General features: G+C 73.4%; 11 protein-coding genes. 5 read left to right on the plus strand and 6 right to left on the minus strand.

Going from position 1 to position 13,909, the window contains the following annotated elements; all coding sequences use genetic code 11:
• The first annotated feature begins 258 nt into the window (after nucleotides 1–258).
• Complete coding sequence (locus NX801_RS10645) at nucleotides 259–1,071, plus strand: ferritin-like domain-containing protein (RefSeq protein WP_258787103.1); 813 nt, start codon at nucleotides 259–261, stop codon at nucleotides 1,069–1,071.
• Between the two features lie 155 nt (nucleotides 1,072–1,226).
• Here the strand turns inward: NX801_RS10645 and corA are convergent, their stop codons facing one another.
• Nucleotides 1,227–2,222 (minus strand): magnesium/cobalt transporter CorA, encoded by a 996-nt coding sequence (corA, locus tag NX801_RS10650; protein ID WP_258787290.1) that lies wholly within the window; start codon nucleotides 2,220–2,222, stop codon nucleotides 1,227–1,229.
• A 222-nt stretch (nucleotides 2,223–2,444) separates the two neighbouring features.
• Here corA and NX801_RS10655 point away from each other — a divergent pair, with 222 nt between their 5' ends.
• The 4 genes from NX801_RS10655 (at nucleotide 2,445) to mshC (ending at nucleotide 6,292) form a co-directional block, all read left to right on the plus strand.
• Nucleotides 2,445–3,131, plus strand: a complete 687-nt coding sequence (locus NX801_RS10655; protein ID WP_258787104.1) for a histidine phosphatase family protein — start codon at nucleotides 2,445–2,447, stop codon at nucleotides 3,129–3,131.
• A 136-nt stretch (nucleotides 3,132–3,267) separates the two neighbouring features.
• A complete protein-coding gene (locus NX801_RS10660) occupies nucleotides 3,268–3,858 on the plus strand; it encodes a DUF3090 domain-containing protein (protein ID WP_258787105.1) in 591 nt (196 codons plus the stop codon).
• Entirely contained in the window at nucleotides 3,822–4,757 is a 936-nt protein-coding gene (locus tag NX801_RS10665) for an SCO1664 family protein (protein WP_258787106.1), read from the plus strand. The genes NX801_RS10660 and NX801_RS10665 overlap by 37 nt, the downstream gene beginning before the upstream one ends.
• 305 nt (nucleotides 4,758–5,062) lie before the next feature.
• Nucleotides 5,063–6,292: a cysteine--1-D-myo-inosityl 2-amino-2-deoxy-alpha-D-glucopyranoside ligase gene (mshC, locus tag NX801_RS10670; protein WP_258787107.1), complete on the plus strand. Its 1,230-nt coding sequence runs from the start codon at nucleotides 5,063–5,065 to the stop codon at nucleotides 6,290–6,292.
• A 153-nt stretch (nucleotides 6,293–6,445) separates the two neighbouring features.
• On the opposite strand, the gene NX801_RS10675 is transcribed toward mshC, so the two are convergent.
• The 5 genes from NX801_RS10675 to NX801_RS10695 form a co-directional block, all read right to left on the minus strand.
• Entirely contained in the window at nucleotides 6,446–7,621 is a 1,176-nt protein-coding gene (locus NX801_RS10675; RefSeq protein WP_258787108.1) for a PAC2 family protein, read from the minus strand.
• A 447-nt stretch (nucleotides 7,622–8,068) separates the two neighbouring features.
• Nucleotides 8,069–9,679 (minus strand): glycerol-3-phosphate dehydrogenase/oxidase, encoded by a 1,611-nt coding sequence (locus tag NX801_RS10680; protein WP_258787109.1) that lies wholly within the window; start codon nucleotides 9,677–9,679, stop codon nucleotides 8,069–8,071.
• Between the two features lie 15 nt (nucleotides 9,680–9,694).
• Nucleotides 9,695–11,257 carry a glycerol kinase GlpK gene (glpK, locus tag NX801_RS10685; RefSeq protein WP_258787110.1) on the minus strand — a complete coding sequence of 521 codons (1,563 nt, stop codon included), beginning with the start codon at nucleotides 11,255–11,257 and terminating at the stop codon, nucleotides 9,695–9,697.
• A gap of 107 nt (nucleotides 11,258–11,364) precedes the next feature.
• Entirely contained in the window at nucleotides 11,365–12,156 is a 792-nt protein-coding gene (locus NX801_RS10690) for an MIP/aquaporin family protein (RefSeq protein WP_258787111.1), read from the minus strand.
• Between the two features lie 784 nt (nucleotides 12,157–12,940).
• Complete coding sequence (locus tag NX801_RS10695; RefSeq protein WP_258787291.1) at nucleotides 12,941–13,705, minus strand: IclR family transcriptional regulator; 765 nt, start codon at nucleotides 13,703–13,705, stop codon at nucleotides 12,941–12,943.
• Between the last annotated feature and the right edge of the window lie 204 nt (nucleotides 13,706–13,909).

The raw sequence follows: 13,909 nt of genomic DNA on the forward strand, positions 1-13,909 counted from the left end.
GCCGAACGCCCGGCTGTCCCGCCGGTCACGCGCCGCCCGGCCCGCCACGTCCCGGTCACACCGGAGCGGCCGGGCGCGTACCGGGGCGGGAGCCCGGCCACCCCCGGGTCCGCCTCCGCCGCCCGCTCCCTCCGCCATTCGGAGCAGCCGCCGTGCCCTGCGGCTGGCGCCCTTCCGCGTACCGCACTTGACTCGGTTTCCGCGGGGGATCCACGTGCGGGGGACCACGCGCGGACGGACCGCGCACGGAGGTGGCAGATGCTCTCGGCCCGCGGTCTGTTCCAGGAGATCTTCGACAACGACCACGCGTATCAGCTGTTCTGCTCCATCGCCGCCAGCGGTGAGGCGCAGGGCGGCTGGGAGAACGCGCGCATCGCCGCCCTGGTGCCGGAGCCCATGGCCGGGCTCGCCCCGAAGATCACCCGGCACGGCGCCGACGAGGACAAACACGGCCGGATCTTCACCGGGCTGCTCAAGCGGCGGGGCCTGGAGCCGGTGCCGGTACCGCCCGAGACCGACTACACCCTGCTGCTGGAGCGGCGCGGGATCGGGCTCGCCCATGAGAAGCTCCGGCGCGAGGAGCCGCTCACCGAGCGCGACATCGTCGTCTATCTGGCCCACAGCCGGGTGACCGAGGAGCGCGCGGCCGGCCAGATGAGTCTGCTGGTGCGGCACTTCGGCGACCACCCCGGCATCGGCCGGGCGGTCCGGATGATCTCGGCGGACGAGGACAACCACCTCGCCTACTGCCACGAGGAACTGCTCCGGCTCGCGTACGCGGGACACGGCCGGCTCATCCAGCGCCTGCTGCGGGAGAGCGCCCTCGCGGAGATCGCCGTCCACCGGGACGTCAGCCTGGCCGTCATGGCCCATCTGGGGCGCATCCTGCGCTGGCCCCGTCCCAGGACGGCCGCGCTGGCCGCCGGCATCCGGGCGGCGTACGCGTACGAGCGGGCCGGCGGCTGGCGGCGGATGACCACCCTCCGGATGCCTGAGCGCCGGAACGCCCTCGGTGGCGCGCCGCTCGGCGGGACGCCCGGCCCGGCCGAACCGGCCGCCGAGGCGGTCTGAGCCGCGCCTGATTGCGCCGTCCCGCCCCGCCGCCGGTGTCGGGCACCCGGCTCCGCCGCCCCCGCCGGCCGGGTGGCACGCGACCGGGTCCGGCACCCGGCGCCCGGCCGGCGCGGTGCGCCCGGGTCCGCCGTCCCGGCCTCGACGCCTCCGCGCTACAGCCAGCCCCGGCGCTTGAAGAGCCCGTACAGGCCGAGGACGACGGCCACCATCAGCACGATCACCGCCGGGTAGCCCCAGGCCTCCCGCAGCTCCGGCATGTGCTCGAAGTTCATCCCGTAGACACCGGCCACCATGGTGGGCACCGCGGCCATCGCCGCCCAGGCGGAGATCTTGCGCATGTCGTCGTTCTGCCGGACCCCCATCTGCGCGAGATGGGCGGACAGGATGTCCGAGAGCAGCCGGTCGAGCCCCTCCACCTGCTCGTTCGCCCGGATCAGATGGTCGCTGACGTCCCGGAAGAACGGCTGGGAGCTGTCGCTGACGAACGGCACCCCGGCCCCCGCCAGCCGGGTCATCGGCGCGGAGAGCGGCGCGGTGGCGCGGCGGAACTCCAGCACCTGCCGCTTGAAGGTGTAGATCCGGGAGGCGGTGTTCTTGGCGTCTCCGCCGGCCGGCTGGAAGACCTCGGCCTCCAGCTCCTCCAGGTCCACCTGGAGCTCGCCCGCCACGTCGATGTAGTGGTCCACCACCGCGTCGCTCACCGCGTAGAGCACCGCGGTCGGCCCCTGCTTGAGCACCTCGGGCTCGGACTCCAGCCGTTTCCGTACGGCGGACAGCGGGGCGCCCTCGCCGTGCCGGACGGTCACCGCGAAGGAGTCGCCCATGAAGACCATCAGCTCACCGGTGGAGACGGTGTCGCCCTCGGGCTCGTACACCACGGGCTTGAGCACCACGAAGAGTGAGTCGTCGTAGATCTCCAGCTTGGGCCGCTGATGGGCCTTGAGGGCGTCCTCCACCGCCAGCGGATGCAGCCCGAACTCCTTCGAGACATGCTCGAATTCCTGCTCGGTGGGCTCGTGCAGCCCGATCCAGATGAAGGCGTCCCCGCCGGACGCCCGCGCGGCGTCCAGGGCGTCGGAGAAGTCGGACGGCCCGTCGCTGCGGTGTCCGTCCCGGTAAATGGCACAGTCGACGATCACAGCGCGTATCCTTCCCCGCCTCGTCCACCTCGCACATATGTCTTCAGATGACTTCGGGTGGGGGCGCCCGAGGGGGGGCTTCCCGGAGGTGCCCAGGGGACTTCCCGGAGGCGCCCGGTGGGTTTCCCGGAGGTGCCCGGGGCTCCCCGGAGGGCGTCCACCGGGCCGCCCGGCCCGTGCCCGGAGCCACGCCCGGCCAGGTCACGGGGGCCAGGGCCTAGGCTGGCAACCATGGCCACGCTGATCCTCGTACGGCACGGGCGTTCGACCGCCAACACTTCCGGGCTGCTCGCCGGCTGGACGCCGGGTGTCGCCCTCGACGACCGGGGGGCCGCGCAGGCGGTGGCGCTGCCCGGACGGCTGGCGGAGGTGCCCTTCGCCCTCGCCGTCAGCAGCCCGCTCCAGCGCTGCCGGGAGACCCTTCAGCCGCTGCTGGACGAGCGCCCCGGGCTGCCGTTCCACACCGACGAGCGGATCGGCGAGTGCCACTACGGCGACTGGTCGGGGCGGAAGCTGGCCGAGCTCAACGACGAGCCGCTGATGGAGGTCGTCCAGCAGCACCCGTCCGCCGCCGCCTTTCCCGGTGGCGAGTCGATGCCCGCGATGCAGGCGAGGGCCGTCGCGGCGGTGCGCGAGTGGAACGCGCGGGTCGACGCCGAGCACGGCGAGGACGCGGTCTTCCTGATGTGCTCGCACGGCGACATCATCAAGTCGATCGTGGCGGACGCCCTCGGCCTCCATCTCGACCTCTTCCAGCGGATCCATGTGGACCCCTGCTCGGTGACCGCGATCCGCTACACCCGGCTGCGCCCCTTCCTGGTGCGCCTCGGGGACACCGGCGACTTCGGCTCGCTGGTGCCCCGGCAGGGCGGCGGCGGCTCCACCGCGCAGGTGGGCGGCGGCGCGGGCGCACCGTGATCGCCAGGGGCAGTAGGGTGGACGCGCCGTGGACCGCCGCGAGGCCCGGTGACCCGTCGGCCCCGAGCTGAACCCGAGCACGCACGTATCAAGCATTCACGTATCACCAGCATTGACGTATCAAGGGAGAGGGAACGTGTCCCGTCAGGTGTTCCTCTACGACCCGCCGGACCGCTTCGTGGCCGGTACGGTCGGGCTGCCTGGGCGCCGTACGTTCTTCCTCCAGGCGTCCGCCGGGGGCCGGGTCACCAGTGTGGCCCTGGAGAAGGCCCAGGTGGCGGCGCTCGCGGAGCGGATCGACGAGCTGCTGGACGAGGTGGTCCGGCGTACCGGCGGCAATGCCCCGGTACCGGCGGTCGCGCCCTCCGAGGTCGCGGACACGGCGCCGCTGGACGCGCCCGTGGAGGAGGAGTTCCGCGTCGGCACCATGGCGCTGGCCTGGGACGGCGAGGACCAGCGGATGATCGTGGAGGCGCAGGCGCTGGTCGAGCTGGAGGCGGAGTCCGACGAGGACCTCGCCGAGGCCGAGGAGCGGCTGCTCCAGGACGAGGAGAACGGGCCCCCGATGCTGCGGGTCCGGCTGACCGGCGCCCAGGCGAGGGCCTTCGCCAAGCGCGCGCTGGACGTGGTCAACGCCGGCCGGCCGCCGTGCCCGCTGTGCAGCCTGCCGCTCGATCCGGAAGGACACGTATGCCCGCGCCAGAACGGATACCGCCGGAGCGTCTGACCCCGGTGGAGCCGTCCTCCCCGCTCGCGCCCGGATCCGGGGACGGGGGCGCCACCACCGGGACGGTGGACCCGCTCGCGCTGCTCACCACCGGTGAGCTGACCGTGCGCGGGCAGGTGCGCGAGGCGTCCAACGCGGTGCTCCTCTGCTCCGTGACGCCGGCCGGCGGCCCCGGTGGGGACCCCGGCGCGGGCGGCGGGAGCGCCGGCGCCCAGGTGGCGGCCGACTGCGTCTACAAGCCGGTCGCCGGGGAGCGCCCGCTCTGGGACTTCCCGGACGGCACCCTGGCCGCCCGGGAGGTGGCCGCGTACGAGATCTCGGCGGCGACCGGCTGGGACCTCGTGCCGCCGACCGTGCTCCGGGACGGTCCGTACGGCGAGGGCATGGTCCAGCTCTGGATCGGGGGCGACCCGGCCGCCTCCCTGCTGGCCCTGGTGGACGGCGAGGAGCCGGGGGAGGGGTGGAAGGCGGTCGGGCTCGCCCAGGTGGACGAGGACCGCACCGCCCTGCTGGTGCACGCCGACGACCCCCGGCTGCGGCGGCTCGCGGTCCTGGACGCGGTGATCAACAACGGTGACCGCAAGGGCGGCCATCTGCTGCCCGCGCCGGACGGCCGGCTGTACGCCATCGACCACGGGGTCACCTTCCACACCGACGACAAGCTGCGCACCCTGCTCTGGGGCTGGGCGGGCGAGCCGCTCACCGAGGAGGCCCTGGAGGTGCTGGCCCGGCTGGACGCCGCCCTGGCCCCGGGGGAGCCGCTGGCCGGCCGCCTCGCCCCGCTGCTCACCCCCGCCGAGATCACGGCGCTGCGGGACCGGGTCGCCGGACTGCTCAAGTCGGCCCGCCACCCGGAGCCGTCCGGCGAGTGGCCGGCCATCCCCTGGCCCCCGGTCTGACCCGTACCCTCCGGCCACTCCCGAGCCGGGCCCGGTCCATAGACGCGCCCCGGCCGTCCGGACCGGACCCGGCTCGTCCGTGCGCCCCGGTCGTCCGCGCGCCCCGGTCGTCCGCGTGGATCGGCCCGGTCGCGGTGGGCCCGAGCCGGGTCGCGTACGTGACGGCGTACCGGGGCACCGGGCCCCGCGCCAGGTTCCCGTATCGGTACGAACCGGTCGGCCCCGCTCCGTACCACCGGCCGGGCGGGTGGCCGGAGCGGCTGTCCGGTTCGTATCCGGAAGCTCCATCCGGTTACGCTCATGACATGCATGCCTGGCCCGCTTCTGAGGTCCCCGCCCTGCCCGGCACGGGCCGCGACCTCCGGATCCACGACACCGCGACCGGGGGACGGGTGACCCTCACCCCCGGTCCGGTCGCCCGCATCTATGTCTGCGGCATCACGCCGTACGACGCCACCCATCTGGGGCACGCGGCGACCTACAACGCCTTCGACCTCGTGCAGCGCGTATGGCTCGACACCAAGCGGCAGGTCCACTACGTCCAGAACGTCACCGACGTGGACGACCCGCTGCTGGAGCGGGCCGTGCGCGACGGCGTCGACTGGACCGGTCTGGCCGAGCGCGAGACGGCGCTCTTCCGCGAGGACATGACCGCCCTGCGGATGCTCCCGCCGCGCCAGTACATCGGCGCCGTGGAGGCCATACCGGGCATCGTGCCGCTGGTGGAGCGGCTCCGGGACGCGGGAGCGGCGTACGAGCTGGACGGCGACACCTATTTCTCCGTCGAGTCCGACCCGCACTTCGGCTCGGTCTCCCACTACGACGCCGAGGTCATGCGGGCGCTCTCCGCCGAGCGCGGCGGCGACCCCGACCGGCCCGGCAAGAAGAACCCGCTGGACCCGATGCTGTGGATGGCCGCCCGCGAGGGCGAGCCGAGCTGGGACGGCGGCAGCCTGGGCCGCGGCCGGCCCGGCTGGCACATCGAGTGCGTCGCCATCGCCCTGGACCACCTGGGCATGGGCTTCGACGTCCAGGGCGGCGGTTCCGACCTGGTCTTCCCGCACCACGAGATGGGCGCCTCGCACGCCCAGGCGCTCACCGGCGAGTACCCCTTCGCCCGCGCGTACGTCCACGCCGGCATGGTGGCGCTGGACGGCGAGAAGATGTCCAAGTCCAAGGGGAATCTGGTCTTCGTCTCCACCCTGCGCCGGCAGGGCGTGGACCCGGCCGCGATCCGGCTGGCGCTGCTCGCCCACCACTACCGCGCCGACTGGGAGTGGACCGACCAGGTCCTGGAGGACGCCGTGGAGCGGCTGGGCCGCTGGCGCGCCGCCGTCTCCCGCCCGGACGGGCCGACCGCCGACGCCCTGGTGGCGGAGGTCCGGGAGGCGCTCGCCGACGACCTGGACGCGCCCGCCGCGCTGGCGGCCGTGGATCGCTGGGTGGCCCTCCAGACGGAGCGGGGCGGTGAGGACGGGGGAGCGCCGGGCCTGGTGTCCCGTACCGTCGACGCGCTGCTGGGCGTCGCGCTCTAGGGCCGGTCGTACGGCCCGCGCGAGGGCTGCGGCCCGCGCGCGGGCATGAGAAAGGGGCGGTGCCACCGGGTCATCCGGTGGCACCGCCCCTTTCGCCGCATCTGTGCGCCGTGCCGCGTGGGGCGGGCGAACACCCGAGACGCGCGCGGCGGTTCAGTCGTCCGACGCGGAATCCCGCGTTCCGGGCGGCTGATTGTCGTCCCCGCCGCTCCCACCGCCGGTCTCCTCGGTGCCGGCGTTGCCCGAAGTGTCCGGCGCACCCGAGGAGTCCGCAGTGCCCGTGGTGTCCGGGGCGTCGGAGGACTTGTCGGAGCGGGAATCGGAGCCGGAGCGGGAATCGGAGCCGGAGCCGGAGCCGGTCCCGCCGGGCTCCTCGTCCGTCCCCGGACGGGGCGGTTTCGGGCGGGAGAGCCCGCCGGAGGTGTCCCGGAGGTACGAGCCCTCGCCGCTCTCCGTCGCGTGTCCCGGGGCCGTCCCGCCGCCCGGGCCACCGTCCCGCCGGCGCAGATACCGCTCGAACTCCCGGGCGATGGCCTCGCCGGAGGCCTCCGGCAGCTCGGCGGTGTCCCTGGCCTCCTCCAGCGTCTGCACGTACTCCGCCACCTCGCTGTCCTCGGAGGCGAGTTGGTCCACCCCGACCTGCCAGGCGCGGGCGTCCTCGGTGAGTTCACCGAGCGGGATGCGGAGGTCGATGAGGTCCTCCAGCCGGTTGAGCAGGGCCAGGGTGGCCTTCGGGTTGGGCGGCTGGGAGACGTAGTGCGGCACCGCCGCCCAGAGGCTCACCGCCGGAACGCCCGCGTGGGTGCAGGCCTCCTGGAGGACGCCGACGATGCCGGTCGGGCCCTCGTACCGGGTCTCCTCCAGGTCCATGGTGCGGGCCAGGTCCGGGTCGGAGGTGACCCCGCTGACCGGAACCGGCCGGGTGTGCGGGGTGTCACCGAGCAGGGCGCCCAGGATCACCACCATCTCCACGCCCAGTTCATGGGCGAAGCCCAGGATCTCGTTGCAGAACGAGCGCCAGCGCATGGACGGTTCGATGCCCCGCACCAGCACCAGGTCGCGCGGCTTCTCCCCGCCCACCCGGACCACCGAGAGCCGGGTCGTCGGCCAAGTGATCTTCCGCGTCCCGCCCTCCATGAACACCGTGGGGCGGTTGACCTGGAAGTCGTAGTAGTCCTCGGCGTCGAGCGCCGCGAACACCTCGCCCTTCCACTCGCGCTCCAGGTGTGCGACCGCGGTGGAGGCGGCGTCGCCGGCGTCGTTCCAGCCCTCGAACGCGGCCACCATGACCGGGTCGATCAGCTCGGGAACCCCCTCCAGCTCGATCACCCGGGTCTCCTTCCGACGTTGCGTGCGTACGGACCAACCTTACGGCTTCCACGGGACCCTCCCGCCGCGCCGGCTCACGACCGGTTCAGCCACTCCGGCGCGTCGTCCCGACGGGGAGCCAGTACCCATCCCGGCTGCGGAAACACCGCCGTTCACGCCATGTGCGCACACCCCGCCCGCCCGGTGCACGGCCGTCGCGGGGCACCCGTTCCCGGGCCACCCCGGGCCACCCCGGGTGCCGTCCGCCGGGAGTCCCCGGGGACGCTCCGGAACGGGTTCCGGCGGGCCGCCCCGGCCGTTCCGGGGTACCCCGGCCGTTCCCGGCGACCCCGGCCGTTCGCGGGGTACGCCGAGGGCGGCGCTCCCGCACCGGGGAGCGCCGCCCTGGAGGCTGTACGGCCGGAGGTGACCGGACCGCCGCCGGAGCGGCGGCCCGGCGGGGTGCCGTCAGTCCCGCTTGCCGAGCAGGTCCTCGACCCTGGCGCGGATGTCGTCCGTGGCGAGGCCCCGGATGGTCAGCGTCGTCCGGCGGCGCAGCACGTCGTCCGGGGTCTCGGCCCACTCGTGGTCGCGGGCGTAGGCCACCTGGGCCCAGATCTCCGGGGCGTCCGGGTGGATCCGCTCGGCCAGCTCCGGGTTCTCGTACGCCATCCGCGCGATGTCGAAGGCGAGCGAGCCGTAGTGGGTGGACAGATGGCGGGCGGTGTCGGCGGCCATCCGGGGGCCGGGGGTGCCGCCGTCCACCAGCAGCCGGTGGGCGACCGCCCGGGGGTTGGCGATACCGGGCAGCGGCAGCTTCTTCGGCAGCTCCCCGATGGGCTCCATGTCCTCGCCCAGCGGCCGGCCCGGCAGCGCGGCCAGCTTGTTCATCACCGTACGGCCGATGTGGCGGAAGGTCGTCCACTTGCCGCCGGCCACCGACAGCATCCCGCCCCGGCCTTCGGTGACCACCGTCTCGCGCTTGGCCTTGGAGGTGTCCCCGGGGCCGCCGGGCAGCACCCGCAGACCGGCGAACGAGTAGGTGATCAGGTCGCGGGAGAGCTGCTGGTCGCGGATGGAGAAGGCGGCCTCGTCCAGGATCTGGGCGACGTCCTTCTCGTTGACCGCGACCTCGCCCGGGTCGCCCTCGTACTCCTCGTCGGTGGTGCCGAGCAGCAGCATGTCCTCCCAGGGGAGGGCGAAGGTGATCCGGTACTTGTCGATCGGGGTCGCCAGCGCGGCCTTCCACGGCGAGGTCCGCTTGAGCACCAGGTGGGCGCCCTTGGAGAGCCGGATCGAGGGCGCCGCGTCCGGGTCCTCCAGCTTCCGCAGGTGGTCCACCCAGGGGCCGGTGGCGTTGAGCACCAGCCGGGCGTCCACGCCGAACTCGCTGCCGTCCAGCCGGTCGCGCAGCTCGGCGCCGGTGACCCGGCCCCGGGTGAAGCGCAGCCCGGTGACCTCGGCGTGGTTGAGCACGGTGGCGCCCGCGTCCACGGCCGCGCGGACCGTCATCAGCGCCATCCGGGCGTCGTTCATCTGGTCGTCGCCGTAGACGGCCACGGCCTTGAGGTTGTCGGTGCGCAGCTCCGGCACGTCCTGCGCGGCCCGGGAGGGGCTGAGCAGATGGCCGACGCCGTCGCCGAAGGCGGAGAGCGCCGAGTAGGCGAAGACACCCGCGCCGAGCTTGGCGGCGCCGTGCGGGCCGCCCTTGTAGACCGGCAGGTAGAAGGTGAGCGGGTTGGCCAGGTGCGGGGCGACCTGGCGGGAGACGGCCCGCCGCTCGAAGTGGTTCTCCGCCACCAGCTTGACCGCGCCGGTCTGGAGGTAGCGCAGACCGCCGTGGAGCAGCTTGGAGGAGGCGGAGGAGGTGGCGCCGGCGAAGTCACCGGCGTCCACCAGGGCCACCCGCAGCCCGGACTGCGCGGCGTGCCAGGCGGTGGAGATGCCCAGGATGCCGCCGCCGATCACCAGGAGGTCGTACGTCGCCTTGGCAAGATTCTCCCGGGTCTCGGCCCGGCTCGGCAGGGAACCGGCAGCCGGGTGCGTCCCGAGGGCGGGAACGCTCTGCAGGGTGGTCATGTTTCCAACTCCTCGTCAGTTTTCCTCGTCGATCCAGCCCATGGAGCGCTGCACGGCCTTGAGCCAGCTCTTGTACTCGCGGTCGCGCCGGTCCGCGTCCATGCGCGGGGTCCACTCGGCTGCCCTGCGCCAGTTGGCGCGCAGGGCGTCGGTGTCGGGCCAGAAGCCGACGGCCAGGCCGGCGGCGTAGGCGGCGCCGAGGCAGGTCGTCTCGGCCACCATGGGCCGCACCACGGGCGCGTCCACGAAGTCCGAGAGGGTCTGCATCAGCAGGTTGTTGGAGGTCATGCCGCCGTCGACCTTCAGCGCGGTCAGCTCGACGCCCGAGTCCTTGGTCATGGCGTCGGTGATCTCGCGGGTCTGCCAGGCGGTGGCCTCCAGGACGGCGCGCGCGATGTGCGCCTTGGTGACGTACCGGGTGAGGCCGGCGATCACCCCGCGGGCGTCGGAGCGCCAGTACGGGGCGAACAGGCCCGAGAAGGCCGGTACGAAGTAGGCGCCGCCGTTGTCCTCGACCGAGGACGCCAGGGTCTCGATCTCGGCGGCGGACTTGATCAGGCCCATCTGGTCGCGCATCCACTGCACCAGCGAACCGGTGACCGCGATGGAGCCCTCCAGGGCGAAGACCGGCTTGGCGTCACCGATCTGGTAGCCGACGGTGGTGACCAGGCCGCTGTACGAGTTGATGATCTTGTCGCCGGTGTTCAGCAGCATGAAGGTGCCGGTGCCGTAGGTCGACTTGGCCTCGCCCTCGGAGAAACAGGTCTGGCCGAACAGGGCCGCCTGCTGGTCACCGAGCGCGGAGGCGACCGGGACGCCGTCCAGCACGCCGCCCTTGACGTGTCCGTACACCTCGGCGGAGGAACGGATCTCCGGCAGCACGCTCATCGGCACACCGATGGAGCTGGCGATCTTCTCGTCCCACGCCATGGAGTGGAGGTTCATCAGCATGGTGCGGGAGGCGTTGGTCACGTCGGTGACGTGGTGGCCGCCCTGCGTGCCGCCGGTGAGGTTCCAGATGACCCAGGAGTCCATGGTGCCGAAGAGGATCTCGCCGCGCTCGGCGCGCTCGCGCAGGCCGTCGACGTTGTCCAGCATCCAGCGGATCTTCGGACCGGCGAAGTAGGAGGCCAGCGGGAGGCCGGTCTCCCGGCGGAAGCGGTCCTGGCCGACGTTGCGGCCCAGCTCCTTGCAGAGCGCGTCGGTGCGGGTGTCCTGCCAGACGATGGCGTTGTGGACGGGCTCACCAGTGGTCTTGTCCCAGAGCAGGGTGGTCTCGCGCTGGTTGGTGATGCCGATGGCCTTGACGTCGGCGGAGGTGATGCCCGCCTTGTCGATGGCCCCGGCCACCACCTCCTGGACGTTGGCCCAGATCTCGGCGGCGTCGTGCTCGACCCAGCCAGGCTTGGGGAAGATCTGCTCGTGCTCCTTCTGGTCGACGGAGACGATGCGTCCGTCGCGGTCGAAGACGATGCAGCGGCTGGAGGTGGTGCCCTGGTCGATCGCGGCGATGAAGGGACCGGTGCCGTGCGAGGCGGTCGGCGAGTGGGTCTCGGTCTCGTTGGTGTTCTCGGTCATGGAAGTGGCTCCCGGAAGTCTGTGGTGAAGGACGGCGGCGCGGTCGCGGCGGCCCGGACTCTTCGGTTGTGCGGTGGTCCGGTGCGTCCGGCTCTCCGGCGTACGGCTCAGGCGAACGCGATCTGGTAGATACCCGCGGCGAGGGCTCCACCGATCAGTGGACCGACCACGGGAATCCAGGCGTAGCCCCAGTCGGAGCCGCCCTTGTTCGGCAGCGGGAGCAGCGCGTGCACGATGCGCGGGCCGAGGTCGCGGGCCGGGTTGATGGCGTAACCGGTCGGGCCGCCGAGCGAGAGGCCGATGGAGACGACGACCAGGGCGGTGATCAGCGCGCCGAGCGTGCCGAGCCCCTTGCCGTCGGCGTTGAGGCCCTGGGTCAGGACGGCCAGGACGAGGACGACGGTGCCGATGACCTCGGTGGCGAGGTTCTGCCAGACGCTGCGGACCTCGGGTCCGGTGGAGAAGATGCCGAGCACCGGACCCGCCGGGCTGGTCCCCGCCTCGTGCGGGCCCTCGACCGGCTTGTCGGCCGGGTCGCCCACGATCTCGGGGTCGGTGAGGTGGGCCTGGAACTGGCCGTAGTACGCCACCCAGACCAGGGCCGCTCCGATCATCGCGCCGAGCAGCTGGCCCGCGAAGTAGACGGGGACGTTGCCCCAGTCGTTGTCCTTCAGGGCGATGCCGACGGTGACGGCCGGGTTGAGGTGCGCTCCGGAGAGCGGGGCCGAGGTGTACACGGCCGTGAGCACCGCGAAGCCCCACCCGAAGGTGATGGCCAGCCAGCCGGCGTTACGGGCCTTGGAAGCCTTCAGCGTGACGGCGGCGCAGACGCCACCGCCGAGCAGGATGAGTACGGCGGTCCCTAGGGTCTCGCCGATGAAGATGTCGGAGCTGGACACCCGCGACTCCTTTGTCCTTCGTCCAGGGGAAGGCGGACACCGGGTCCCTCCGGTGGTCCGCGCCCTCAAGGGGTGAGGGCGTTTTCCGGCCTCCTGGCGTTGTCACACTCTAACGCGTATTTCCGGTAGGTGTTCGACAATGCCGACCGATGCACGGCAGTTTTGCCCCCTGTTCATTGCGCCGTCAAGGGTTGCGGAACTCAAAGCCGGATCGTTACCGATGATGCGCCTCCCGGCCCGGAAACGCCCGGCACCGGCGCCCGGAAGCGCCTCCGGAGGCCCTTGTCGCCGCAGCTCGTCCCGCGCCTTCCGCGCGCCCCGGCGCGCGCCCCGCGTGCTTCGGGAGTCACGCGCGCCGGGTACGGATCCGGCCATGGACGGCCGGTGCGGTGTCGGGGGGGCGCCGGTACCGGCGGTACTGGCCCCGGCCCGGGGCGGCGCTCCGGCGGCCCGGCCCCGGGAGGCTGCGGGGGCCGGCGGCTCCGGTCCTGAGTCGGGGGAGGCCCCGGGGCGGGACCGATGGGAGACCGCGGCCCGGCCGCCCCGGCCGTGGCGCGGGGGAGGCTCCAGGCCCGGCCGCCCCGCCCCCGCCCCCGCCGGGCTCAGGAAGGCCCTCGGTCCGTCCGCTCCCGGGTCGGTCGCCCCCGGCCCGGCCGCCCCGGCCCCGGCGCGGGCGCAGGGCCCCGGGCCCGTCCGCTCCCGGCCCGGCGGCCCCGGGCGGCCCGTTCGCCCCCCGGCCGGCGGTCCCCGGGCCGGGCCCGGCCGCCGCCGGGTCCGAGCGGGGTCAGAAGCGGCCGGCGCCCAGGTCCCGGGAGACGGCGCGGGCGCAGTCGCGTACCGCGGCGACCAGTTCCGAGCGCAGGTCGCCGCCGTCGCAGACCCGCTCCACCGCACCGGTGATGGCCACCGCGCCGACCGGCATCCGGCGCCGGTCGTGGATCGGGGCGGCCACCGAGGCCACACCCTCCCAGGTCTCCTCCACGTCCGCCGCCCAGCCGCGCGCCCGGGTCAGGTCGAGCACCGCCTCGAAGTCGGCCGCGTCCGTGATGGTCCGGTCGGTGAGCGCCTGGCGCTCGGTCTCCATCGCCTCGCTGTGCGCCACCGGGTCGTACGCCGACAGCACCTTGCCGAGCGCGGTGGAGTGGAGCGGCTGCATGGCGCCCACCTCCAGCACCTGGCGGCTGTCGTCCGGGCGGAAGACGTGGTGGACCACGAGCACGCCCTGCTGGTGCAGCACCCCCAGATGGACGCTCTCCCCGCTGGACCGGGCCAGGTCGTCCGTCCAGACCAGGGCCCGGGCGCGCAGCTCGTGGACGTCCAGGTAGCTGTTCCCGAGCCGCAGCAGCTCGGCGCCGAGCTGATAGCGCCCGGAGGCGCCGTCCTGCTCCACGAACCCCTCCGCCTGGAGGGTGCGGAGAATGCCGTGCGCGGTGCCCTTGGCCAGCCCCAGGGAGGAGGCGATGTCGGAGAGTCCGAGCCGGCGCTCCCCACCGGCGAGCAGTCGCAGCATCGCCGCCGCTCGTTCAAGCGACTGGATGTTCTTCGCCATCGCCCGGCCCTTCTCCCATAGTTCGACAATGCTGAACACTATCGGTCGTTGTCGACCTTGAGCCAGCCGCAGGACGGACCCGCGACCAGCGGAGTGGACCCCTCCGCCCACGACAGGATGCCGTCCGCCCGCTGGAACACGATGTCGGCTTGAGGAGCACATGGTTACTCTGGCCCGGTGCGCCCTCTCCCGAGGCCGCAAAGC

It is taken from the genome of Streptomyces pyxinae, from assembly GCF_024756275.1.
Taxonomy (GTDB): Bacteria; Actinomycetota; Actinomycetes; order Streptomycetales; family Streptomycetaceae; genus Streptomyces; species Streptomyces pyxinae.

What these genes read in the sequence shown, in the direction of transcription:
- NX801_RS10645 (WP_258787103.1), top strand. Translation starts at nt 259, where the DNA reads ATGCTCTCGGCCCGCGGTCTGTTCCAGGAGATCTTCGACAACGACCAC.
- NX801_RS10655 (WP_258787104.1), top strand. Translation starts at nt 2,445, where the DNA reads ATGGCCACGCTGATCCTCGTACGGCACGGGCGTTCGACCGCCAACACT.
- NX801_RS10665 (WP_258787106.1), top strand. Translation starts at nt 3,822, where the DNA reads ATGCCCGCGCCAGAACGGATACCGCCGGAGCGTCTGACCCCGGTGGAG.
- mshC (WP_258787107.1), top strand. Translation starts at nt 5,063, where the DNA reads ATGCATGCCTGGCCCGCTTCTGAGGTCCCCGCCCTGCCCGGCACGGGC.
- NX801_RS10680 (WP_258787109.1), bottom strand. Translation starts at nt 9,679, where the DNA reads ATGACCACCCTGCAGAGCGTTCCCGCCCTCGGGACGCACCCGGCTGCC.
- glpK (WP_258787110.1), bottom strand. Translation starts at nt 11,257, where the DNA reads ATGACCGAGAACACCAACGAGACCGAGACCCACTCGCCGACCGCCTCG.
- NX801_RS10695 (WP_258787291.1), bottom strand. Translation starts at nt 13,705, where the DNA reads ATGGCGAAGAACATCCAGTCGCTTGAACGAGCGGCGGCGATGCTGCGA.